This is a genomic window from Elizabethkingia bruuniana (assembly GCF_002024805.1).
Lineage (GTDB): Bacteria > Bacteroidota > Bacteroidia > Flavobacteriales > Weeksellaceae > Elizabethkingia > Elizabethkingia bruuniana.
On record NZ_CP014337.1, the window covers coordinates 2412420 to 2436307 of the forward strand.

Here is a 23888-nt window from a genome sequence, read left to right on the forward strand (position 1 = left end):
AATTTTTAGTTTACAGTAAATATTTACATTGAATAGTGTACAGTATACAGCCGGCAATGTATTGCTTCCAAATCATAGTATACTGTAAGATCATGTAGAATATATTCTATACCTTACAGTATACCTATTTTGTACTTTTAAAGATTTTCCAGAATATAATTGGTCATCTTTTCATACAATTGCGGACGTGTATTACCTCCGTAAATTCCATGGTTCTTATCCGGATAAGCCATGAAATCGAATTGCTTCTTATTCTGAATCAATGCCTCAGAAAACTCCATAGAATTCTGGAAGTGTACATTATCATCAGCTGTACCATGAATTAATAAGAACTTACCTTTTAATAGTTTTGCATATGTTGTAGGAGAATTCAGGTCATAACCATCTTTATTCTCCTGTGGTGTCTGTAAGAATCTCTCGGTATAAACACTGTCATAGAATCTCCAGTTGGTTACCGGTGCTACAGCAATTCCCATTTTGAAAACATCAGCACCTTTTGTCATTGCCAAAGAAGCCATATAGCCTCCAAAGCTCCATCCAAAGATTCCGATTCTGGATTTGTCTACATAAGACTGATTGCCCAGCCATTTTGCAGCAGTAATCTGATCTTCTATTTCGTATTTACCAAGATTTTTATAAGTAACTTTTTTGTATTTGGTTCCGCGGAAACCAGTTCCTCTACCATCCACACAAACTACAATATAGCCTTTTTGTGCCAGCATATCGAACCAGATACCATTTCCGCCATCCCAACTGTTGGATACCTGCTGAGAGCCAGGTCCTGAATATTGGAACATAAATACAGGATATTTTTTAGCAGGGTTAAAATCTTTAGGCTTAATTACCCAAGCATTCATCTGATCTCCTGCTGTATTTGGTATTGATATAAATTCCTTATTCAGGAAGTTATCTGCTTTTAACTTACCTAGTAAGTCGTTGTTGTTTTGTAATTCTTTTACATCTTTCCCGTTAGCATCTTTTAGTACATAGCTGGTTGGAACTTTCGCTGTAGAAGAAGTATTGATGAAATAATTAAATGTCTTGCTGAACGCAGCACTGTTATTACCTTCAGCATTAGAAAGTAATTGTGTTTTCCCTGTATTAATATTCAATTTGGAAACCACCTTGTTTGTACTTCCTTTTTCAGTTGTCTGAATGTAAGCCTCTTTTGTTTTTGGGTTATAACCATAATAGTTTATAATTTCCCAATCTCCCTTAGACACCTGCTTTTTTAGCTTACCATTGGTATCATACCAATAAAGATGTCTGTGTCCGTCTCTCTCAGAAGCCCAAAGGAATGAATTGTCTTCCAGGAACTCCATAGTAAGATTATCTGTTTCTATCCAGGCAGCATCAGTTTCAGTAAACAACTTATTTACAGAAGCTGTCTTTGTATTTACTTTCAGCAGATCTACCTTATTTTGGTGTCTGTTAGAGGTTGCTACAACGATTTCATCATTAGCATTCGTTTGGAATATCTGCGGAATATAATAGTTCTCGAAGCTTCCTAAGTTCAGCTGTGAAGTTTTCCCGGCAGATAACTGATATAAATGAGCCGTTACAGCAGAGTTCTCCTCTCCTGCTTTCGGGTATTTATAAGTCATCATCTTTGGATACAGATTCTGATAATAAATCGGAATATTAATTTCCGGTACTTTACGCTCATCGAATCTTACAAAGATTATAGCATCTCCGGCTTTATTCCACTGATAGTAATCCGGATGTCCGAATTCCTCTTCATATACCCAATCTCCTAATCCGTTAATAATTTCATTTTTCTTACCATCAGTAGTAATCTGAGTAATTTTACCACTATTCAGATCCTGATAGTAAAGGTTATTATCCGCAATAAAAGCTACTTTACTTCCGTCCGGAGAAAACTTTGGTTCCTGTACCCAGTTTCCGTTATTAAGGCTTACAACCTTATCGGATTTCAGATCTTTAACATCGAATTTCCCAAGGAATGAATGTCTGTAAATAGGTTCACTGCTTTTTTGCAATAATATTTTAGATTCATCATTAGAGAAAGTATAACCTTCAAAACGCCCGTCTACAATATTCTTCTCCTTCTGAGAGGTTTTATAAGAATATTTGGCAATTCCTGTAGGTTCAATTGTTGCATAATTCTCTCCGTCGTTTAGTGACGCTATTCCTGTAATACCTTTTGCACGGTAATATCCGGAATAGATTTTGTCCAGAGTGATTTCCTGCGCCGACACCCCATGAAAGGCAACAACCGCAATACTTAGCAAACCAAAAAACTTCTTCTTCATATTATTTATTGATTTTTTTAACTAAAAGTCCGTAAATATAAGCTTTTTAGTAAATATGCTAAAACACTGAATAAAACGCTTTTCAGCATTATTATAATCACAGAATATGACAAGAATAATTGTTTTGTCTTTAACAAAAAAATATATTTGTAAGTAAAGACTTGACTAACCATGAAAAAAATTTTCCTATCCCTTTTCCTGTGCTCTTCACTGGGAGCCTCTGCTCAGGGCTATATCCCGCCCAAGGAGCAGGAAGTACAGCAGAAACTAAAGCAATGGCAGGACAAAAAATTCGGCATTATTATTCATTGGGGACTTTACAGCATTCCCGGAATTGTGGAATCCTGGAATCTTTGCTCTGAAGAAGAAGATTGGATTCCCCGCCCAAAAAATATCAACTATGACGATTACAAAAAATGGTACTGGGGACTCAGCAAACAGTTTAACCCAATAAAGTTCAATCCGGAAGCATGGGCTAAAATGGCTAAAAACGCTGGTATGCAATATGTCGTATTTTCCACCAAGCATCATGATGGCTTCAATATGTTCGACACCAGGCAAACTGACTTTAAAATAACAAATCCGGAAGTTCCATTTTCTAAAAACCCGAAAAGCAATATTGCCAAAGAAGTATTTAATGCTTTCCGAAAAGAAGGATTATGGGTTGGTGCTTATTTCTCTAAGCCCGACTGGCATTCAGAAAACTATTGGTGGCCATACTACGCTACTTCTAACAGGAATAATAACTACAGTATAGACAAAAATCCCGAACGATGGAATGCCTTTAAAAAATATACGTATAATCAGTTAGAAGAATTAGCCTCTCAGTATGGCAAGCTCGATTTATTCTGGCTGGATGGCGGCTGGGTAAGACCTTCTAATCCTGAGAAGTATAAAGGTGACAAAATTTATAAAGGCAGTCAGGATATCGATATGGATAAAATTGCAGGTATGCTGCGTGGATATCAAAAAGACCTTATTATTGTTGACCGTTCGGTACATGGCATCTACGAAAATTACACAACACCCGAAAGAGAAATTCCGGAAAAACCATTGAACTATCCATGGGAGGCCTGTGATCCTTTGGGAGATAACTGGGGATATGTACCCAATGATCCTATGAAATCTACCAACAAAGTTATCCATACATTAGCCGAGATTATTTCCAAAGGTGGTAATTACCTTTTAGGAATTGGTCCGGACGGAAATGGTGAATTTGATCCAAGAGTAACCAAAACATTAAAAGAAATTGGTGACTGGATGAAAATTAATGGTGAAGCTGTTTATGGTACGAAACCTGTTGCACCTTATGCCGATGGCAACTTCCGCTTTACTCAGAAAGGAAATACTGTTTATGCTTTCTATCTTGTTTCGGAAAATAATACGCAGCTACCTCAGAATTTACAATTCTCTTTTCCTAAGAAGTTTAAAAAAGTATCTGTTTTGGGAAGTAACAAAGCTGTAAAATTTGAGCAAAAAGAAAATAAGATTAATCTACAAATTACAGGTATCGGACAATTGCCTCATGCTGTAGTTTTCAAAATGGAATAAATTAGAAATCATATCCAAACTTCATAGATTTTGGAGAAACCCTGTCAAGGTTTAGAACCTTGACAGGGTTATTTATATAAAGCTCAAACCTTAGTTGTACTAATAAATTATGAGGTTTATTCTAATACCAGACTCTTCGACTACGCTCAGAGTGACAGCAGGTTCTAAACTATGTAACTTCGTTATTTTTTACTTATCCGGTGATATTTGCACCTCGTGCTTCTAACTTCTAACTTCTAACTTCGTACTTAGAAAAGGTATTCCACAGCTCCAAACCACAGGAGTATAGAGAAGAAACCGACTACAATACTAATCCCGATAATAAGGTTGGTGAGTTTTGTGTTCAGCTTAAATTGTTCAGCAATAATACTGGACGAAATGAGTGTAGGCATTGCAGATTCCAGAATACTTACTTTTGCTACATTCCCCTTTATTCCGAAAAGTAAAGCCAATCCAAGCACCACAGCCGGAGCTAATAACAATTTATAAAACATTGAGGTAGAAATTTGTGGAATAAGTTTTTTCCAACCGTTAAACTTCAGCTGCAGACCTACTGAAAATAAAGCTAACGGACCTACAGTTGCCGCCAGTTTATCAAAGAAAGGTTCCACAGGTGCAAGGTCTACTACCTGCGAGAGAACCAAAGCGCTGATACAACCTAAAAATGGTGGGAAAGTAAACAAACGTTTGAGTATAAATTTAGCACTGATGGTTCCGGATGAACTTCCCCCTCTTAAGGCTGCTATAATTCCTAATGTAGAAAGAGCCAGAAACATGGTCTGGTCACAGATAATGGCGATACTCAGTAAACCGTCACCGTACAAAGCACTGATTAATGGAAAACCAATAAAAGAAGTATTGCTATACCCGCTTGCCAATTCCAGTGTACTTCTTGATCTGGCAGAATAGCCTTTTTTCTTACTGTACAACAACATGAAAAACCAACTGCCTATAGCGATAAGAAAAGTAGAAATAATGGGAAATAACATTTCCTGTGACCACTGAACTTTTGGCAGGTATTTAAAAGAAACTGCCGGCAGGGCAATATAAAGAATCCAGGTATTGATTCCTTTATGTGCATCGGGATGAATGGACTTGGTGGCTTTAAAAATCATCCCCGCTACAATACAAACCACAATCAGCACAAAATTAATCATCACGTATTTTTAAAGTGCAAAGGTACTTCAGTCAATTGTATCATTCCCAAAAACAGTATCGATTTTTTATAAAAAACACATTACCTATTTCAATCATTTTTTCGCTTCATTTTTCAACCTCCTGAAACATAAGGTTTCATAGGCATTACCAGAGTTTTCTTCGAGGCTTGTTCGGGGATCCTTCGGGAGCGCTTCGGAAAACAGGCACTTTTCCCGAACAACTCTCGAACAAGGGTCGAACAACACCCGAAGAAAAAGCCTCACATATCGTATCGATATGTGAGGCTTTTTATCAGAATCTATACTTTATTTTTTAGTATCCCAGAGGCTCATTATGTCTATTTTTTCTAATGGCTTACTAAGGCTAATTCTTTTCTTAGTATTTGGCATCAGATCAAAGAAATTATCACTAAACTGAGTATCTCCCATCAGGTAAATATCTTTCGCCAGAATATCTGTAGAAACTTCTATTTCTGTGGCCGAAATCTTTTTAACTAGTAAATTAGGTTTTGTCAGTTTCAGATCTTTAGGGTATACCAAGTAGAAATTGCTCTCTGCCAATACATTATTCTTTTCATCTTTCAACGTGTAATGTATTACCACCCGATCCTGAAGTTCTTTAGCTACTATATCTGCAATTTTCAGAGGGTTATATTCTACAATCGAATTTGCATTAAGCTTTTGATCTGTTTCATCAAATTGCTCAACAACTTCACCATTTAATTTCTGAATAGAAACAGATAGTCTTACAGATTTAAAATCTTTAAGTCCGTCATTAATTACACGGGTTTTCAGTATTCCGTCTTTATTCTCTACAGCAATTAACTGTTGCTCAAAACTTCTCTTCGCCTGATAATGTGCCGCTTTCCAATTTCCAAGATAATCGATTGACGACCATGATACCACCGGCCAACAGTCATTAATCTGCCAGTATAACGATCCCATATTGTAGGGCATAGCACGACGGTGAGCCTCTATAGCTACCTGCATAGCACGTGCCTGTAGCAGCTGCGACAGATAGTTGTATTTTACAAGATCCGTTTGCAATGTATAGTATCTTGTCATATACCCATCAATAATCTGCCAGCCTCTTGCGTGTTTTTCATGTGCTTTAATTACCGGATTTTGTAAATTGAGATCTGCTTTACCCGAAAACATGGACTTTACAGTCTCCATGCTTGGCATTCCCTGTACACCATACTCAGAAGCAAAACGTGGCACCTTCTCTTCATACATTTCAAAAGGCTGTTCACCCCACCATACACCCCAGTAATGAGAATCTCCCTCAGTAAGGCTTTCTTTATGTCCCCAGCCTATAGATGGGGAACTCGGCCAATAGATATTGTTATCGGGAGTTAATGTTTCTTTCAGCGTCTGTGGAATGGCTTCATGAAAAACTTTACGGTAATCTTTCCACACCTGCAAAGAATCTTCCTTGGTGTATTTAAACTGCTTCTGATATCCCCAGTTTACTATAGCTTCATCAACTTCATTATTCCCGCACCATAATGCAATCGATGGATGGTTTTGCAGTCGTCTTACCTGGTACTTCACTTCCTCTTTTACATTTTCCACAAAGGCATCATCCGAAGGATAGAAACTTCCGGCAAACATAAAATCCTGCCATACCAGTATTCCGTTTTCGTCACAGGCTTTATAGAACGCTTCATCTTCATAGGTTCCTCCACCCCAGATGCGTATCATATTCATGTTTGCATCCTTAGCATCCTGTATCAGTTTATAGTACTTCTGTTTGGTTATTCTCGGCAGGAAGCTATCCGACGGAATCCAGTTGGTTCCTTTAGCATAAAGCGGCTTTCCGTTCACCAAAAAATAGAAGGATTTTCCCTTAGCATCTTTTTCCTGAACAAGTTTCACTGTACGGAATCCATGCCTCAGGCTTTCTTCATCCAGTTTTTTAGATTGCTGTGTCAGTGTAACCTTAAAATCATACAACTCTGGTTTTCCCCAACCATTTGGCTGCCATAATTTTGGATTCTTAACTTCATAGGGTATAGAAATTTTATTTATTCCTTTCTGTAATGTAAAAGCTTTCGAAGCTAAATTGTTTACAGCTACCTGATAGTTTCCGGATTTATCTGCTACAACTTCTATATTAAAGGACAATTGCCCCTTGGCTGTGGTTAAAGATTTTTGTTCCAGCTGGATGTTACTTATTTTGGCATTGTTCCAGAAATTAAGCTTTACATCCTTCCATATACCTGCTGTTACCAGACGTGGTCCCCAGTCCCATCCGAATTGATACTGAGCCTTACGAACCATACTTCTCGGGCTCTCGGGCAGTTTAAATGGTACTTTTTTAGCCAGTTCATTTCCTACATTTACACTGGATTTAAATTTTATCTGTAAAATATTGTCCCCCTTCACCAATATGTTTTTTACAGGAACAATCCACTGACGGAACATATTATTGGTTTGCTGAAGTGGTTTTCCGTTCAGGTAGATTTCCGCAAAAGTATCCAGGCCATCGAAGATTAATTCTGCCTGATCATTTTTAAGTTCAGCATCGGAAATTTTAAAAGTCGTCTGATAGTCCCAATCTTCGGTTTCTACCCACTGTACATTCTTTTCATTTTCATCCAGATACGGATCCGGAATTTTGTTATTTGCCATAAGATCGGTGTGCACAGTTCCGGGCACCGAGGCGCTGAGCCAGTTAGCTTCTTTTGCATTTTTGAACTTCCAGCTTTCTCCGGAAAGACTTCTTGTAGTCTCCTGTCCAAACCCTTTTGACATCAATCCCAATGTCATTAACAAGTAAATACGCTTCATAATTGACGGATGAAGCACGAAAATAAGGAGTTTTATCCTAAAATAAAAGGATTGTAAAAGAATAGAGATTGGCAGGATGGTTTATTCAAGCAGTTTATTATATTATTTTTATAAACCGCAAAAGAAACGAAAGAAGAATAAGTATTGCTCTCAAACAGAGCAAAAGCTCAATAAAGAATTTAATAACCAAACCTTAACAAGATTTTGGAAGGTAAATCAATGTTTTGGAAATTACCCAATTTTCAGTCCGAATAAAAAAACAAAACTCTCTTTCCTTATCTACAAACAGGAAGTATGAACAATTTTGCAAAATATAATTTACACACCTTATAGATTTTTGGAACCTATGAGGTATAATTAACAAGCCATAAGTGAAATAAAGGAGATCATTAAAACAATTGTATAGTCTGAAAAAACATAAGCTACATTTCTCTTTTAATCTATTCCAATCTTTTGGTTTTCAACTTAACACCTGTAGAAATAATAGTAAGATTATATTTCTGAGTCTGACTATCTAAGGAAAAATTATAACTATCCTGTGACGAGGGATTGTCAAAAAAAGTAGTCTCTGTATCAGGATATAAAATTGTCTTTTCATTGTCCTTATCAGTGATTACTAACTGATGGTTTACTACAGAGATAATAAAAATCTGCGAGAGATCTGCCTCTAAAGCATATTTGCCTATATAACACTGTAAAACATCATCCGGCAATGTAATAGCTTTACGTTCTGTCTTTTTAGGAATCTGATAAGGCTTATTTTCCATCAGATTCACAATATCAGTTGTGACTTGCTGAAAAGGGATATCTGTATAATTTGATGTAAAAATAAAGGTTATATCTGAGGATAGATTTTGATAATAATATGCTCTGTATCCAGGTCTCCCTCCTGCCTGAATCAGAGTATTTTCTTTTTCAAACATTTTCAGTGCTAATTCTTTCTTCAGAAATTTACCTGAAAGCAGCAGTTTGCTAAAATTATATAGATCGGTAACAGTTGAAAAATAATTACCTGTCTCAAAACGGTTAATACTTTCTTTAGAAACGGGGATTATTTTTCCATTCTCCAAATTATAGCCATACGCAAAATTATCAACCTTGTTTATAGCATTAAATTCTCCGGTATGCTCCATTTGATATTTCTGCAAAACTTCTTTATTCATAAAATCCCAATAATTGCCAGATACTTTATTAATGATATAATGAAGCAATAAGTAGCCTATATTGGAGTAAAGAGTTTGAGTACCTGGTACAAATTGTAATTTTTCTTTTCGGGCAAGCTCTATAGTTTGTGCCATTGAAATATTTTCATATTTATCATAGTCTTGTAATTCCCTTGGCAAACCAGATTGATGATACATAAGCTGCTCAATGGTAATTTTATCTCCATATTCAAACCCGGGAATAAACTTACTAAGCTTATCCGATAACTTTAATTTATTTAGTTCTACAAGCTTCAGTATAGCATATTTCACAAATATTTTAGAAACAGAGGCTATAATAAATTTACTGTTCTTATCTACTTTCAGCCCATTTACATTCTCAGTAATATTATAAGATTTATCCAGAAGGATATTAGCCTTTCTGGCAATAATGACATTGCCGTTAAAGTTTTTTATTGCTGTTAAAGCCGTGAAATATTCGTCCAACTTCTCACTATCAGTTTTTGACTGTGCAACAAGGCTATTGGTATATACTCCGGAGAGAAATATCAACAAGAAAAGAGTCTTTTTCATACTAATATTACTTATTTTTTTATGCTTACATCATCTTTCCACATAAAGACAACCGAGCTAAACAACTGATTACCAAATTTATAATTTAATATCTAATCAACAGATATAAGACATTATTTTTTTGATCTGTGAAGAATTGTATAGAGTATAAAAAATTACAACAAAACAAAAAAGACTGTTTCCAAAGTATTAGAAACAGTCTTTTTTATATCATAAACTTCTTATAAGAATCTTTCTATAAAAGGCTTTATATGTTCGGCAATAAATTGATAACCTTTATCATTGGGATGAACACCATCACCCGATAAAAGAATATCTTTTTCTACAAAAAACGAGTGATATAAATCTATAAATACAATTTCGTGCTGTGCAGCAAACTCTTGAAGCGATTGATTATATTCTTCAATTATCTGATTTGATCTTTGCTTTCCGGAAGGAACCGTAATTCCATCTATAGCAGAAGCCACCGGAAGAATACTGATGATATACAAATACGGGGTAATCTTCTTCGCCTTCTCTACTACTTCCTGCAGATTAGCTCTGAGTTTTATAACATCTGTCATTCTTTTCCCCTCCTTCATAGCAACATCATTAGCACCATAAGCAAAGAAAATAAGGTTCTGATCCGGAGATGTACGTGCATCAGCTTCTATGCTAAATCTATTTACAAGCCCATTTGTTGTTTCACCTCCTATCCCCAAATTGAAAACATTCAGTTCTTCAATATTTTCATTTATAAATCTGGAATGAAAATAGCGCTTTAGTATATCGGTCCAGCCACCTGAAACACCATCATATTCACCATAAGTAATGCTATCTCCAAAACAAAGACAATTGATCATAGCTTACTGAATTACTTCTTTTATAGCTTTCAGCTCGTTGGCATCTATATTTTCTGTACCGTCTGTAATACAGGCTGAATGTATATAACCAAAATATTTTTTCAATTCACCGGCATTCGTAGAACGTACTCCTCCGCCTACAAGAATTGTAATTCTTTCATCTGCCTGCTCCTGGATAAGCTTAAGTTTAGATAATCCTTCCATTGCAGGATGCTCACCTCCGGAAGTCAAAATTGTAGCAAAACCACAATCAATTACATCTTCCAGAGCTTCTTCTTTATCCTGTATTCTGTCGAAAGCTCTATGAAAAGTACAAGGCAAACCTTCTGCTAATTGCACTAAAGCCGAGTTTTTTTCTTTATCTACTTTATTATCTTCTGTAAGAAATCCAAATACAAAACCATCTGCACCTGCTTCTTTCAGATTAAGTAACTCGGATTTCATTATCTCAAATTCTTCATCGGTATAAAGAAAACCTCCGCCTACCGGGCGGATCATTGTAAAAACCGGTGTTGAAAAATTGGCTTTTAATTGCTCCAAAGTTTCACGTTTGGGTGTAAGACCTCCTTCTGCATAGTTTTCACATAACTCTATTCTGTCTGCACCTTCTTTTGCAGCAGTTAGAGCGGATTGCTCGTTGAAACAAGCTACTTCTATTTTTGTCATGTATATTTTTATCGTTTATGGTTGAATATCCTCCTGTAATACATCTGCAATCAGGAACTCATTGTTTTCCTTTATTACTTTCACCTTTATAGGATAATTAAGCTGATGAGAAGCATCAGAAAGTATTACATCAAATAAGAATTCCTTTCCTTTCTGCGAAACCAGCTGGCACTTTACAACTTTTATAGAATCCCAATCCTGCCCGGTAATTAAAAAACCTGCACCAACACCAGCTTTACTCGTATCAAATTTAGTTTTCCATTTTTGTTCAAATTCTTTTTGGGTAAGACTTCCGTCGACTTCCATATCTACATTCATTGCATCACTTTTGTAGTCATAGTAGTCTTTGGTTGTCATATCCTTCATCATCTTATCCAAATTACCCAAGTCTCCGGCAAAATAGTTCTCAATGTGTATTTCCAGCCAATTATGTGCTTCATCAGTTTCTTTTTTCTCATCATCATATACTGCACTTCCCGATTGCTGTACACTAATTTCTGCAGTCTCTTTTTTAGGCCTTTCTTTACAGGAAAGGATAGCAAGAGCCCCGATAATAAATATTTTTTTCGTCATATTATGTTTTTATAATGGTATACTACTTCAGAGCAAAGCCAGGCGTCTCCAAACGGTTTCCTTTTTGGTCATGCACCGCAAAATTAAACCCGTCCTGAATACAATAAGCTCCATACTCGCCTTTTTTATTCAGTGCAATAAAACCTACCTGAATATCTTTAAGGTTCTTTCCTCTTCTGTTTACAATCTTTACAATTCTTTCCACAGCTTCTTTACATGCTTGTTGTGGTGTTCTTCCTTGATTCATCAATTCTACAACCAAATGTGTTCCCACAGTACGGATAACCTCTTCACCATGTCCGGTTGCTGTAGCTGCACCAATCTCATTGTCTACAAATAATCCTGCCCCGATAATTGGAGAATCGCCTACTCTGCCGTGCATTTTATAAGCCATTCCGCTCGTCGTACATGCTCCGGAAAGATTTCCCTGCGCATCTAAGGCTATCATACCAATAGTATCATGGTTTTCGATATTTACAATTGGTTTATACTGACTGGTTTTCAACCATTCTTTCCATTCTTTTTCCGATTCTGCCGTAAGAAGGTTTTCTTTTTTGAATCCCTGAGATAAAGCAAATTCCAAAGCTCCGTCTCCTACTAACATTACGTGAGGTGTTTTCTCCATTACAGCACGGGCTACAGAAATAGGATTTTTGATATGTTCCATGCATGCCACTGAACCTATATTATAATTTTCGTCCATAATACAGGCATCCAGAGTCACTCTTCCGTCTCTGTCCGGGCGTCCGCCATAGCCTACGCTTCTTTCTGTAGGGTCATCTTCTACCAGACGAACTCCTTTTTCTACAGCATCCAGGGCCTTCCCTCCTTTAGAAAGAACCTTCCATGCTTCTACATTAGCATGAAGTCCAAAATTCCAAGTGGAAAGAACGATTGGTTTATTCGTAGTTTTAGGCTCGGATGTATCTAATAAATTTTTAGCTTCTAGCGGATTGATAGCAATTGCTGCGGTTGCGATTCCCAGTTTTTTGATAAAATCTCTTCGGTTATTGTTCATAGTTTGTTGCTTATATATAATACGCATAACAAATATCTAAAAAAAAATGCTCTGATAAAATTATCAAAGTCATTTAATGAAGTTTCTGCCGCATTTTTATTTATCTTTACTCCCATAATGGACATGCTTACTACTTTCAGGAATATTAGCTTCTTCCAGGAATTATCTGATGAAGAAATTAATATTTTAGTAAACATGAGCACTCCGAAACTGCTTCATAAAAAAGAAAAACTAATTGCCCCGGGACAATCCTTTAATTATTTTTTCATTCTCTCTAACGGCTTACTCAGATTTTTCTTTGATGATGAAAACGGGGTTGAAAACAATCTTTTCTTACCATCGGAAAAAGAGGCGGCTATAATAGAGAATCCCGAAGCTTATTCTTATGAGAGCACAACAAAGTATACGGTTGAAGCTGTTGTTGATACTCAGATTTTTCTGTTCAACAAAAACGAGTTTGAAGAGGCTGCTTTTAAGTACAGAGGGATCCATAATCTGTATATAAAATCTCTGAAGCAAATCATCAGCACCTTAAAAACACGAACAGAACAATTATGTTCTTCATCTCCTCATTCGCGGTATGAAGACTTTTTAAGAGATCGCCCCTTCACTTCTCAGAATGCCAGCAGAAAGCATATTGCTAACTTTTTGGGTATTACTCCAAACTCACTTTCACGTATGACAGCGAGAATTCACCAGAAGAGAAATCAAAGAAAAAAATAACTTAAGAATATTTTTTCTCATTTTGTTCAGTCTATTTTTGCCTACTGAAAACATAAACAAAAATGAGAAGAAAACTGTTTACCAATATTTTAACTAATCAAGTTTATTAGAATTAGCGGAAACAAATCAGGAATTGACTAATTCCGTTCTTGTTTATTACAACCTTATCAATATTATTATTTCACTATGCAAAGAATATCCATTTTTCTCTGCCTGTTACTATCATGCAATTTTGTTCAGGCAGCATCGGGCAACATTGAAGATAACATAGCTGATTTTGCGTCATGGCTAATTTTACTGCTGTTGCCGGCTGCAGGAATTTATCTTTTCTGGAAAGTTCATATTTATCCGGAAAAAGTAGCCGAAAAGAAAAACCATCCTCAGCTGAATGCCATTAAAAGCATGTGCCTGTTATCTCTGATATTCGGAGGACTATTATGGCCTGTTGCACTAATATGGGCCAACTATAATTACACAGATCAAAAAAAAGACACAAACATTACTGAAGAAAATTAATTATGCTGGAATTACTTGTCGCTATATACGCCGGAATATGCTGGTTATTTATAAAAAAACTGAAGCTTATTCCATGGACTTTCACTACACAGGTCGTTGTTTATTCTCTTCCTATATTTGGAAGCATTGCTCTGATACTGAGTCTTAACTATTTCTGCCCCATAACATCTGATGTTAAAGTAGGAAACAGAAGTGTAGATATTACAACCCAAATATTAGGAAAAGTAAAAAAGGTATATGTGAGCACCAATCAGGAAGTGAAAAAGGGCGATACCTTATTTGTACTGGACAGAGAGCCTTTTATACAGGAAATTAAATCTCTTGAAGCTAAATTGAGTAATACAAAGGCTACGGTCAATTCATATAATGCCGATATTCAGGCTTCTTTGAAAAATATTACAGGATTACAGTCTCAGCTGGAATTGGCTAATAAAAGAGTGACTCAATACCAGGAACTCGTTGCTGCCGGAGCAGCCAATAAGTTTGATCTGGAGCAGGCTGTTACAAACGCTCGTGATTTGCAATCTCGTATTAGTGCTGCACAATCCCAGCAACAATCATTAGAAACCAAATACAACGCCTCTTATAATGGAGAAAACTCTTCAGTATCTGAAATTCAGGCTAAACTGGATCAGGCTAAATGGAATCTATCGCAAACTATTGTCTTAGCACCTACAGATGGTATAATTCCCAACGTTCAGCTAAACGAGGGCGCCATCATGGCGCCCTTCAAATCCGCCTTTGTTTTAATCCAGAAACAACAATCTGTAATTGGATTCTTTGCTCAGAATGAGTTAGAAACAGTAAAAAAAGGAGACGAAGTTGAACTGGCCCTTAAAACAGAACCGGGAAAAGTTGTCAAAGCCAGATTAGAGTATGTGATTGACGCCACCAGTCAAGGAATTATGAATAATGCAGGAGGAATGCTGGGAGGAAACGGCTCTACTGCAGGCTTACCGGACACTGCAAGAGTATTGCCTGAAACAGATGGAAAACTTATTGCAAAGTTTGTATTAGAAGATAGCCAAAAACAACTAACCGTTGGAGCAAGAGGAACAGCAGTCATATATTCCGATCATATAAAACCATTGCATCTTATCCGAAAAGTAATGGTACGTGTGAACAGTAAAATAAACTTCCTGATTCCTAAACTCCACTAACATGTATAAAAAGTTAATTATATTGGGGATAATTTCCGTGAGCTTAACTTCTTGTATCGGATACAAAGAAGCGACTAAAGAAACAACAGATTATTTAAAAGAGAAAAGTGAAATAATCTCTAATATTAAAATTCCTGATGACTGGATTTTCGACAGAAATGCTCTGTCAGATTCGTTTTCCTATGAATGGATTAATGATCTTAAATCTCCGCAATTAGAAGCACTGATTAATGAAGGGATGTTGTACAATGCAGATATTATCATTGCAAAAGAAAGACTTAATCAGGTTGAATTGGCAATGGAAATTGCAGGAACCGATCTCTACCCAAGCATTAATGCTGTTGCTAATACATCTAATAACCTTATCAGCGGCAGTCAGATTAGAAGTCTGGCACTAAAAGCCAATTGGGAATTAGACATCTGGGGAAAAAGAAAATCTTCACAAATGGCCAGTACAAGTGATTACTTTTCAGCAGTACATCAAAATATTCTGCTACGCCAGTCCATTGCCGGTATGATAGCCAAGGCTTATTTTCTGAATATCGCAGGTAATATTCAGGAAGATAAAATTGAAAGTTATATTCAGGAATCCCAAAATCTGGAAAAACTATATACTATACAGAAAAAAGTAGGTACGGCCAATGCACTGGATTTATCAAATATCTCGGCTGAAATTATTTCTTTGAAGGGGTATCTGGAAAAGGTAAAAAATGCCAATATCCAATCCAGAAGGACTCTTGAATTGCTTACAGGAAAATATCCGGAAGGAAAGCTAACAACACAGGACGCTTTTAATCCTGTAAAAAATAAAATTCCGGAATCTATCCCGTTGAATCTTTTAGAAAAAAGACCTGATATACTGGTTCAGCATTTCAAAATAGAGAAAGCTTTCTATGAAGTACAGCAAGCCAATGCAGCAAGGCTTCCTTCTCTTAATATAAGTGCTTCTTTCGGGACAGCAGGAAGCAATGTAGATGCTATAAATTCTTTGTTTTCCAATCCATTATTAAAAGTGGGTGGCGGATTGGTTTCACCATTATTTAACAACGGAAAGCTCAAAAAGAATGTGGAGGTAAAAAACTCCCAACAAAAACAGACTGTAGAAGAATATTCAAAAACAGTTCTGAACGCTTTGAGTGAAACAGAATCAGCTTTAGCAAATTTACGTTCTGTTGAAAAGCAAATTGGCTATAATCAAAATGCTATAGATGAGCTTAAAAGCAACATTACATTAACTCATAAACAGATAAAAGTAGGTACCAGCAATAGTTTTGTACTAATCCGAAAGCAAAGGGATCTTCTAAAAAACGAAATGAATCTCATTAATCTGGAACTGCAAAACAGAATAGAGCGTATTAATCTGTATATGGCCTTAGGTGCAGAAAACCTCATATCATTATAATTTTTTCAAAAAAAAAGAAGTCAGATTATCTGACTTCTTTTCTATATATAAACGGTTGTATAAATAATTAGTTTACTGCAATCTCATCTACAAATAACCATGCGTTATTACCTGCACCAGCTTTTCCGTCAGCAACCTTCCCTATGTTTTTAATTTCAACTTTTATAAACTGTGCTGTTTGTTTCGGGAAGTTAATCACTACAACTCCGTTACTCTGCTGAATAGTTGCTGCATCTACACTTTTTACTTCTCTAAAGTCAGTTCCGTTATCAGAAACATAAACTTTAGCAGATGAAGGCCAATAGATCCAGCTTCCAGGACGTTCTAATGTAGAAAACTGAACGCTGGTAAAATCTGTTTTAGCACCAAAATCTATAGTTGCTACAACATCTTTACCGGAAAAACCTAACCATGATTTACCATGATTTTTCATATTCCCGCGGATACCATCTACTAAAGAAGCTGCACCACCTGTTGAATAAGCTTCGCTAGGCTGCTTTTCCAAAGTAATTTTCTTACCCGTAGACTTTGTAATCAAGAAATCCTGACTTGTTACTGCGCTTGCTTTTTTACCATTTTCAAAATAAGCTGCCTTTACAGTCATTGTTTTGTTTACCTCAATTGGTTTGCTGTATACATTAGACTGTAATGTAGGTTCAGATCCGTCTGTTGTATAACGGATATTTTCTGGCTGATTTGCAGAAGTAAGGTTAAAGAAAATCTTGCCATCCTTGGCCATAGATTTTCCATCTACTTCATAAATAGCTTTACTATAGTCAACTCCTTTACGATCTAATATTTTGAAGTGCTGAATAACTCTTCCTTCAAAGTTCTTGTATTCATCCGGGTTAGATGTTCCCCATGCCACTTCAGAAAGCGCCATCATTCTCGGGAAAATCATATGCTGTACATGTTTGAAATCCAGAATATATTCCGTCCACAGATTCCCTTGTGTTCCCCAGATATATTTTGCCTGTTCTGGTGTTAATTCTTTTGGAATAGGATTATAAGCATATACTTTAGGCAGTCTCAGATCTCCGCCAATAGCAATTGGTTCTGTATCCGGGCTTCCCTGATAGTAATCGAAATAGTTGGTAGATGTAGGCGTCATAATAGCCTTATGTCCTGTTTTAGCAGCATGTATTCCGCCTTCAATACCAGTCCAACTCATTACAGTTGCATTTGGAGCAAGACCTCCTTCCAGAATTTCATCCCAGCCAATAATCTGCTTCCCTTTAGAGTTGATGTACTTCTCCATACGGGTAACAAAATAACTCTGAAGATGAAGTTCGTCTTTCAGGTTAAGTTTCTTGATAAGATCCTGAGCAAACTGGCTTTCTTTCCAGCGTTTTTTAGGAGCCTCGTCTCCACCAATATGAATATACTGATACGGGAACAACGGAACTACCTCATCAATTACACCTTCTAAGAATTTGAAAGTTTCTTCTTTAGGACAGAAAATATCATCCATTACCCCCCAGGTTTTACCAACTTTAAAAGGTCCGTCTGTACATCCCAGATTAGGATAAGCTGCTAAAGCTGCCAATGCGTGCCCCGGCATTTCTATTTCAGGAATAACATCGATATGAAGCTTCTTTGCATAAGCTACAACATCTTTTATTTGTTCCTGTGTATAGAAGCCTCCGTATCTCTTATCATCGAATTTCATGTCGATATAGCGACCAACTTGTGATCCGTCCCTCCATGCTCCGACCTCGGTAAGCTTAGGATATTTTTTTATTTCGATTCTCCATCCCTGGTCATCTGTAAGGTGCCAGTGGAATTTATTGTATTTATATGCAGCAAGGTAATCCAGATAGTTTTTCACTTCATCAGCATTGAAGAAATGACGGCTTACATCCAGCATCATTCCTCTGTAAGCAAACTTAGGATAATCCTCAATCTCTAAATAAGGAATTTTAAGATCAGCTTTATGTTCTTCTACTAATTGTAAAAGTGTTTGCACTCCATAGAATAGACCTTGATTATCGTAACCGGAAATATTAATTCCCTTATCGTTTATAGTTAAAGTATAATACCCATCCTTTTGCTTTGCATCTTTTTTCAAAAGAGTAAAGGTTACATTGGCTTTCGGGGATAATTTATAATCCTGTCCTGTAATACTTTTCAGTTGCTTCTGTAAGTATACAGCTTCCGGAATAGCTTTGGATGACTGAATAGAAATATTATTGAAATTGTAAACAGATTGTTGTACTGTTATTTTCTGGGGCTTGGGAATAATTGAGTTTTGCCCGTATGTTGCTGTCCCCACAGATAAAGCAGCCAACAGGACCATGGAATTAAGTTTTTTCATATTACTGATTTTAACAAAGATAGTTTAATTTTTTCTTATTCTTAATAGCGATTAAAATTGGGAATCACCTACTTCACAAAGCGTCTCGTTAATTTATTAGAGCTTAGCAATTCTGTTACTCCATAGCTCACTAAAAAGCTTACAATAGCAATACATAAAATTCTGACAGTTGCCGGGAGAAATTCCAGATGAAGAAACACGTCTGTAAAAGCTTGTACAAGGATAAAATGGCACAGGAAAATACCAAATGTTGCCGATGACAGATTCTTCAATAATTTAGATTCTTTAATATTGATTTTCTGGAAAACAATAAACATTGCAAACGTCATCATTGCAACATTTATATTACAGAAATACCATACAATTTCCAGATTGGCATAATTAGCCGGAAAATACTTTTGGGTAATAAGAAACCCTGAGAAAGTAATTCCGTATCCTACGATAAATAAAGGTATCGCTACAGCCAGTGTTTTATTCCAAGACCAGTTCAGCGGATATTTTACCAGATAGTAGGCTAAAATAATATAACCTAAAAACCCGGAAAAGTAGTAAAAAGTTCCAAACTCATTCCAATTGCATACACCCCAAATCCCTGCATTATCATAATTACCCGTATAGCCCAGCAGAGGAGCTGCCATTTTAATATAAGGTGCTATAAGCGATACAACCCAGAAGCTCAAGAAGAGGCGAATATCCTTAGCAGAAGCAGTATTCAGCCATACTCCTATAATGGGAATGAACAAATAAACACCTATCAACATATAAAGATACCACAACGGCGTTGTATCATAATTAAAATTAAAAATCGATGTTCCAATCTTCTTCAATGTAGCTTGCCATGTAAAATTAGAAAGGTCGATCACTGCGCTGGTACTTGCCTTTATATAGTTTAGATACAGAAAAAACAGCAAAGGCAGTACAACAGACCAAAAGACCAGAGGAATTACAATACGTCCTATTCTCTTTTTGTAAAATGTGGAAAGATCTGTAGTTACCGGAAACAAAAGTATTCCGGACATCATGGCAAACAACGGAACACAAGCCCGTACAAGACTTCCCCAGAAAACTCCGGTATGAAAGCTAAAGCTGTTATCAAAAGATCCGACAAAGGCATCGCAGCTATGTGAAATAATAACCATAAAACACGCAACAATGCGCAGTAAGTCTACCCAGGGAATGTAGGTTCGCCCCGTTTGAGTTTTCATATTTTCGGATTAGTTAGTTTTTAAGTCTACTAAAATAAGGAAGAAAAATGAATTTATTATCCCGGATCACTATTTATAATCATAATCCAGTAAAAAACTCATGTTTTACATTAAATACAAAACAATTTGTTATATAAGGTGGTTTTCTATAATTTTATCCGGACTAAACCATGACATTTCAATTAATTATGAATGAGATAAGATTGTATGCACTTTTTTGTCTGAGTGCTCTTGCAGGATTTTCCAATAGGATACCTGCCCAACAGATAGAATGGAACAAAGGCCAGACCTTTACAGAAGCTTCTATGAAAACAAAAGGATATGAAGAAACGTGGAAAGGCATAACTCCCGGTTTACACAGTTCTTTTGTGAGTATTGATAAACGTTACAGTAAAGACCAGGCCCCTGTCATTATAAAGAACAATACCATTTCCTTAAAAGGATGGAAGGGTGAACGTCTGTCTGCTCAGGTATTACTATGGACAACAGATCCTGTATCGGATATTAAAATGCAGATATCCGACTTCACTGCTAAAAGTGGAAAAAAAATAGGATCCATAGGTTATGCCAGATTTGAACGCTACATAGTAACAGATGAATTCGGTCCCGGATGCGGATGGCGAAAGCCTGAAGATTTTAGTTCTTCATTGTCTCCGGATATGCTGGACGACCTCACCTCGTTCAGTATAGAAAAAAAAGAGGTAAGACCTGTATGGATCACGATAAATATTCCGAAAAATGCCGCAAAAGGGGCTTACAATGCTAAAGTGTTAATCACCTCTCCTACAACAAAACAACAAGAACTCAACATATCTCTGGATGTTATTGACATGCTTCTTCCGGAACCTGCAAAATGGACATTCCATCTCGACCAATGGCAGCATCCTTCGGCAGTAGCTCGTGTAAATAAAGTACCTGTCTGGAGTGATGAACACTTCAAGGCGCTAAAACCACAAATGCAAATGCTGGCAAATCTGGGACAGAAAGTGATTACCACTACCCTGAATAAAGATCCATGGCATGTACAGACCTTTGATCCATACGAGGATATGATTATCTGGACCAAGGAAAAGGACGGAAGCTGGTCTTATGATTATACAGTATTCGATAAATGGGTATCTTTTATGATGGATCTGGGGATAAAAAAAATGATCAACTGTTACTCTATTGTTCCTTGGAATAACGAAATCCATTATAAAGATGCTGCAACGGGCAAATTTGTTGATGTTGTTGCCAAACCGGCTACCGATGAATTCACAAAGATATGGGAGCCTTTTCTGAAAGACTTTGTAAAACATCAAAAGAAAAAAGGGTGGCTGAAGATTACCAATATAGCATTGGATGAAAGAGATAAAAATGAAATGGGTGCAGCCTTTGCCCTTATCAAAAAAGTAGCTCCGGAACTGGGTGTTTCTTATGCAGACAACCAGCAGACCTTTAAGCGTTATCCGGACAGTAAGGATGTAAGCACAGCAGTACAACATCCATTATCTCCTCAGGACTTAAAAGACCGAAATTCCAGAGGGCTTAATACAACCTTTTATGTTTATTGCGGAAACAACTTCCCTAACCAGTTTACTTTCTCGGATCCGGCAGAATCTACTTATATGGGCTGGTATGCAATGGCTGCAGGATATAATGGTGCATTGCGTTGGGCATTTAATTCCTGGGTGGAAAATCCTTTGGTGGATTCCAGATTCAGAACCTGGCCAGCCGGAGACACATATATTGCTTATCCACAGGCAAGAAGTTCCATTCGCTATGAACGATTATTAGAAGGTATACAGGATTATGAAAAAGTATCGATTGTAAAAAAGCTCCTGCAAGAAAAGAAAGAAACTGAAAAATTAAAAGCACTGGACAATGCCATCAGTAAGCTTAGCAACGATAAACGTCATGATGGTTGGAATCAGGATCTGAATACCGCTAAAGAACTTCTGAACAACATCTCTGAATCAATGACTAAATAGAACAAATTCATTAATATACCTGATAAACAGAACTATAGTAAGATTCTGGCCTATATAAAAATGCTATTAAATTTTACTATTCTAAATTTTGACTTGCTATAAAACGCATAATATTGCAAAAATTGCAATATTATGCGTTAAACTTAAATAATTATCAATAGTTTTGCATCCAGTTAATTTATATGGAAATGCAAACTCTATTAGTCAAACCTCCCCAAGCAAGAAATGCCATAAGGTTTATTTTCTTTGTCTGTGGTCTTGGACTTGCCAGCTGGGCACCAATGGTTCCCTATGTCAAAATGAAGCTTGGAATCGATGACGGTATTCTGGGACTCTTAATGCTTCTTATCGGAGGCGGAGCACTCTTTATTATGCCCTTCTCAGCGATTCTCTTGAATAAATTCGGGACACGGAAAGTTATTTTTTTTTCCGGAATCTCTCTTGCTGCTGTCTTACCCGTTTTATTAATTGCCAATTCAGTTCCGGCTATAGTTATAGCACTCTTTTGCTTTGGCATGTGTATGGGAGGAATTGAAGTATCAGCAAATGCACATTCTATCCTCGTACAAAAGTTATATGATAAGCCTATTCTTTCCGGATTACACGGAATCTTCAGTGTTGGTGGATTAACCGGATCACTAGTTCCCGGATTACTGATGAAAGCTGGATTAGAAGCTATTTATGTAATGATATTTATATCCATACTTATTCTGATAATTATGCTTTTAATGCATAAAAAACTCTATGCGCGGACAGATGAAGCAAAAATTAATAATTTTCACAACCATGGAGCGACAGCTAAAAATCAGTCAAAATGGTCCGGATGGATTAATCCGAATGTTTTATTTCTTGGAGCACTTTGTTTTTGTGCCTATCTTGCTGAAGGTTCAATGTTGGACTGGAGCGCTGTTTTTCTTCATGATGAAAAGAAAGCTCCCCTGGAAATAGCAGGGATAGGCTACGCATCCTTTTCTATATCTATGGCTTTTATGAGACTTTTTGGAGACAAACTAATCGTACATCTGAATCACAATACTGTTGTTATTGCAGGCAGCCTCCTTGCTGTTGCAGGATTAGTTATTGCAGTTATTTCCCCCTCATATCCGGGAGCTTTAGTCGGATTTACAATATTAGGTCTTGGTGCTTCTAATATCGTTCCGGTACTATTTAGCCATGCCGGAGACCTGAAGGGAATAAGCAGTTCCGCCAGCATTCCTGTAATGTCTACTATGGGACATTCCGGACAATTATTAGGCCCTGCGTTATTAGGAGGAGTTGCTGAATACTATGGAATCTCTGCATCCCTGTTATTAGTTGCTTTCCTTATGCTGCTTCTTTGTATATCCTATTATATTAAACAGAAAAAAGTACAGTAATACAGAATCATTAAAAAGAATACCAGCATATTACATTCACAATATGCTGGTATTTTTTTTAACCAATAAAAAAACGATATACGTCTTTCCAGTCTTTCAGCCTTTCAAATCTATTCTCGTTAACGTTATGAAATGTATCAAACAGAAGACTCTTCCCTGAAAAACTAATCAGGTTTTTAGCATGATCATCAATAAGAAAATCTGTATTGATGATTTCTTTATTCCCACAGAAAACTATATTCTTCCAGGAAATAAACGGAAAGTGTTCAGCCAGCCATTCTTTCTTTTCAAAAAGACTACGGGGAAATTCCATTGCTGCAGAAACTACAAAAATATCATAATGAGCCTGTAAATCCTTAACCACATCCTGAGCATCTTTAGCTACAGGAATTGTTCTGAAAAAATCCGGCTTATTCAAATAACGACGTACAGCAGTTTTATCCGGTACACAATCTATTTCATCCATTCCTATAATATCTTCATTATTTATACGAATACCGGTTTCTTCAAAATAATGAGACAGATAATGTTCTTTAATATCAGCCAATACACCATCCATATCTATGGAAATAGTCTTTCTTTTCATGTTTCTTGATTTTATTATGACAATGCA

Annotated in this window: 18 protein-coding genes; 7 read left to right on the forward strand and 11 right to left on the reverse strand. The window is 36.5% G+C overall.

Features of this window, described 5'->3' with window-relative positions; translation table 11 throughout:
- Window positions 1-137: 137 nt before the first annotated feature.
- The gene (locus tag AYC65_RS11235) at window positions 138-2273 is read right to left on the reverse strand and encodes a S9 family peptidase (protein ID WP_034871068.1); all 2136 of its coding nucleotides are present in this window, start codon (window positions 2271-2273) and stop codon (window positions 138-140) included.
- Window positions 2274-2444: 171 nt separating this feature from the next.
- On the opposite strand from AYC65_RS11235, the gene AYC65_RS11240 reads away from it, so the two are divergent.
- Entirely contained in the window at window positions 2445-3824 is a 1380-nt protein-coding gene (locus tag AYC65_RS11240; protein WP_034871069.1) for an alpha-L-fucosidase, read from the forward strand.
- A 248-nt stretch (window positions 3825-4072) separates the two neighbouring features.
- On the opposite strand, the gene AYC65_RS11245 is transcribed toward AYC65_RS11240, so the two are convergent.
- From AYC65_RS11245 to AYC65_RS11275, 7 genes are all read right to left on the reverse strand, one after another.
- Window positions 4073-4981: an AEC family transporter gene (locus tag AYC65_RS11245; protein WP_034871070.1), complete on the reverse strand. Its 909-nt coding sequence runs from the start codon at window positions 4979-4981 to the stop codon at window positions 4073-4075.
- A 306-nt stretch (window positions 4982-5287) separates the two neighbouring features.
- Window positions 5288-7774, reverse strand: a complete 2487-nt coding sequence (locus AYC65_RS11250; RefSeq protein WP_234300309.1) for a beta-mannosidase — start codon at window positions 7772-7774, stop codon at window positions 5288-5290.
- Window positions 7775-8214: 440 nt separating this feature from the next.
- The gene (locus AYC65_RS11255) at window positions 8215-9510 is read right to left on the reverse strand and encodes a serine hydrolase domain-containing protein (protein WP_034871072.1); all 1296 of its coding nucleotides are present in this window, start codon (window positions 9508-9510) and stop codon (window positions 8215-8217) included.
- A 221-nt stretch (window positions 9511-9731) separates the two neighbouring features.
- On the reverse strand, window positions 9732-10352 hold the full coding sequence (locus tag AYC65_RS11260) for an SGNH/GDSL hydrolase family protein (protein ID WP_034871073.1): 621 nt from the start codon (window positions 10350-10352) through the stop codon (window positions 9732-9734).
- Window positions 10353-10355: 3 nt separating this feature from the next.
- Complete coding sequence (locus tag AYC65_RS11265; RefSeq protein WP_034871074.1) at window positions 10356-11018, reverse strand: copper homeostasis protein CutC; 663 nt, start codon at window positions 11016-11018, stop codon at window positions 10356-10358.
- A gap of 15 nt (window positions 11019-11033) precedes the next feature.
- Window positions 11034-11591, reverse strand: coding sequence for a hypothetical protein (locus AYC65_RS11270; RefSeq protein ID WP_034871075.1), 558 nt, complete (start codon window positions 11589-11591; stop codon window positions 11034-11036).
- A gap of 22 nt (window positions 11592-11613) precedes the next feature.
- Window positions 11614-12609 carry an isoaspartyl peptidase/L-asparaginase family protein gene (locus AYC65_RS11275; protein WP_024565142.1) on the reverse strand — a complete coding sequence of 332 codons (996 nt, stop codon included), beginning with the start codon at window positions 12607-12609 and terminating at the stop codon, window positions 11614-11616.
- A 117-nt stretch (window positions 12610-12726) separates the two neighbouring features.
- Between AYC65_RS11275 and AYC65_RS11280 the strand changes: the two genes are divergently transcribed.
- From AYC65_RS11280 to AYC65_RS11295, 4 genes are all read left to right on the forward strand, one after another.
- The gene (locus AYC65_RS11280) at window positions 12727-13332 is read left to right on the forward strand and encodes a Crp/Fnr family transcriptional regulator (protein WP_234300311.1); all 606 of its coding nucleotides are present in this window, start codon (window positions 12727-12729) and stop codon (window positions 13330-13332) included.
- A 186-nt stretch (window positions 13333-13518) separates the two neighbouring features.
- Window positions 13519-13848, forward strand: coding sequence for a DUF3302 domain-containing protein (locus AYC65_RS11285; protein WP_024565144.1), 330 nt, complete (start codon window positions 13519-13521; stop codon window positions 13846-13848).
- A 2-nt stretch (window positions 13849-13850) separates the two neighbouring features.
- Window positions 13851-15008 (forward strand): HlyD family secretion protein, encoded by a 1158-nt coding sequence (locus tag AYC65_RS11290; RefSeq protein WP_034871076.1) that lies wholly within the window; start codon window positions 13851-13853, stop codon window positions 15006-15008.
- Window position 15009: 1 nt separating this feature from the next.
- Complete coding sequence (locus AYC65_RS11295) at window positions 15010-16410, forward strand: TolC family protein (RefSeq protein ID WP_034871077.1); 1401 nt, start codon at window positions 15010-15012, stop codon at window positions 16408-16410.
- Between the two features lie 67 nt (window positions 16411-16477).
- On the opposite strand, the gene AYC65_RS11300 is transcribed toward AYC65_RS11295, so the two are convergent.
- Together AYC65_RS11300 and AYC65_RS11305 are read right to left on the reverse strand one after the other, a co-directional pair.
- On the reverse strand, window positions 16478-18724 hold the full coding sequence (locus tag AYC65_RS11300; RefSeq protein WP_034871078.1) for a glycoside hydrolase family 20 protein: 2247 nt from the start codon (window positions 18722-18724) through the stop codon (window positions 16478-16480).
- Between the two features lie 68 nt (window positions 18725-18792).
- Window positions 18793-19929 (reverse strand): acyltransferase, encoded by a 1137-nt coding sequence (locus AYC65_RS11305; RefSeq protein ID WP_034871079.1) that lies wholly within the window; start codon window positions 19927-19929, stop codon window positions 18793-18795.
- 170 nt (window positions 19930-20099) lie between these two features.
- Between AYC65_RS11305 and AYC65_RS11310 the strand changes: the two genes are divergently transcribed.
- Complete coding sequence (locus AYC65_RS11310) at window positions 20100-21899, forward strand: DUF4091 domain-containing protein (RefSeq protein ID WP_034871080.1); 1800 nt, start codon at window positions 20100-20102, stop codon at window positions 21897-21899.
- Window positions 21900-22087: 188 nt separating this feature from the next.
- A complete protein-coding gene (locus AYC65_RS11315) occupies window positions 22088-23275 on the forward strand; it encodes an MFS transporter (RefSeq protein WP_157877526.1) in 1188 nt (395 codons plus the stop codon).
- Window positions 23276-23333: 58 nt separating this feature from the next.
- Here AYC65_RS11315 and AYC65_RS11320 read toward each other — a convergent pair whose 3' ends face one another.
- Window positions 23334-23861, reverse strand: coding sequence for a 5' nucleotidase, NT5C type (locus AYC65_RS11320; protein WP_034871082.1), 528 nt, complete (start codon window positions 23859-23861; stop codon window positions 23334-23336).
- Window positions 23862-23888 lie beyond the last annotated feature (27 nt).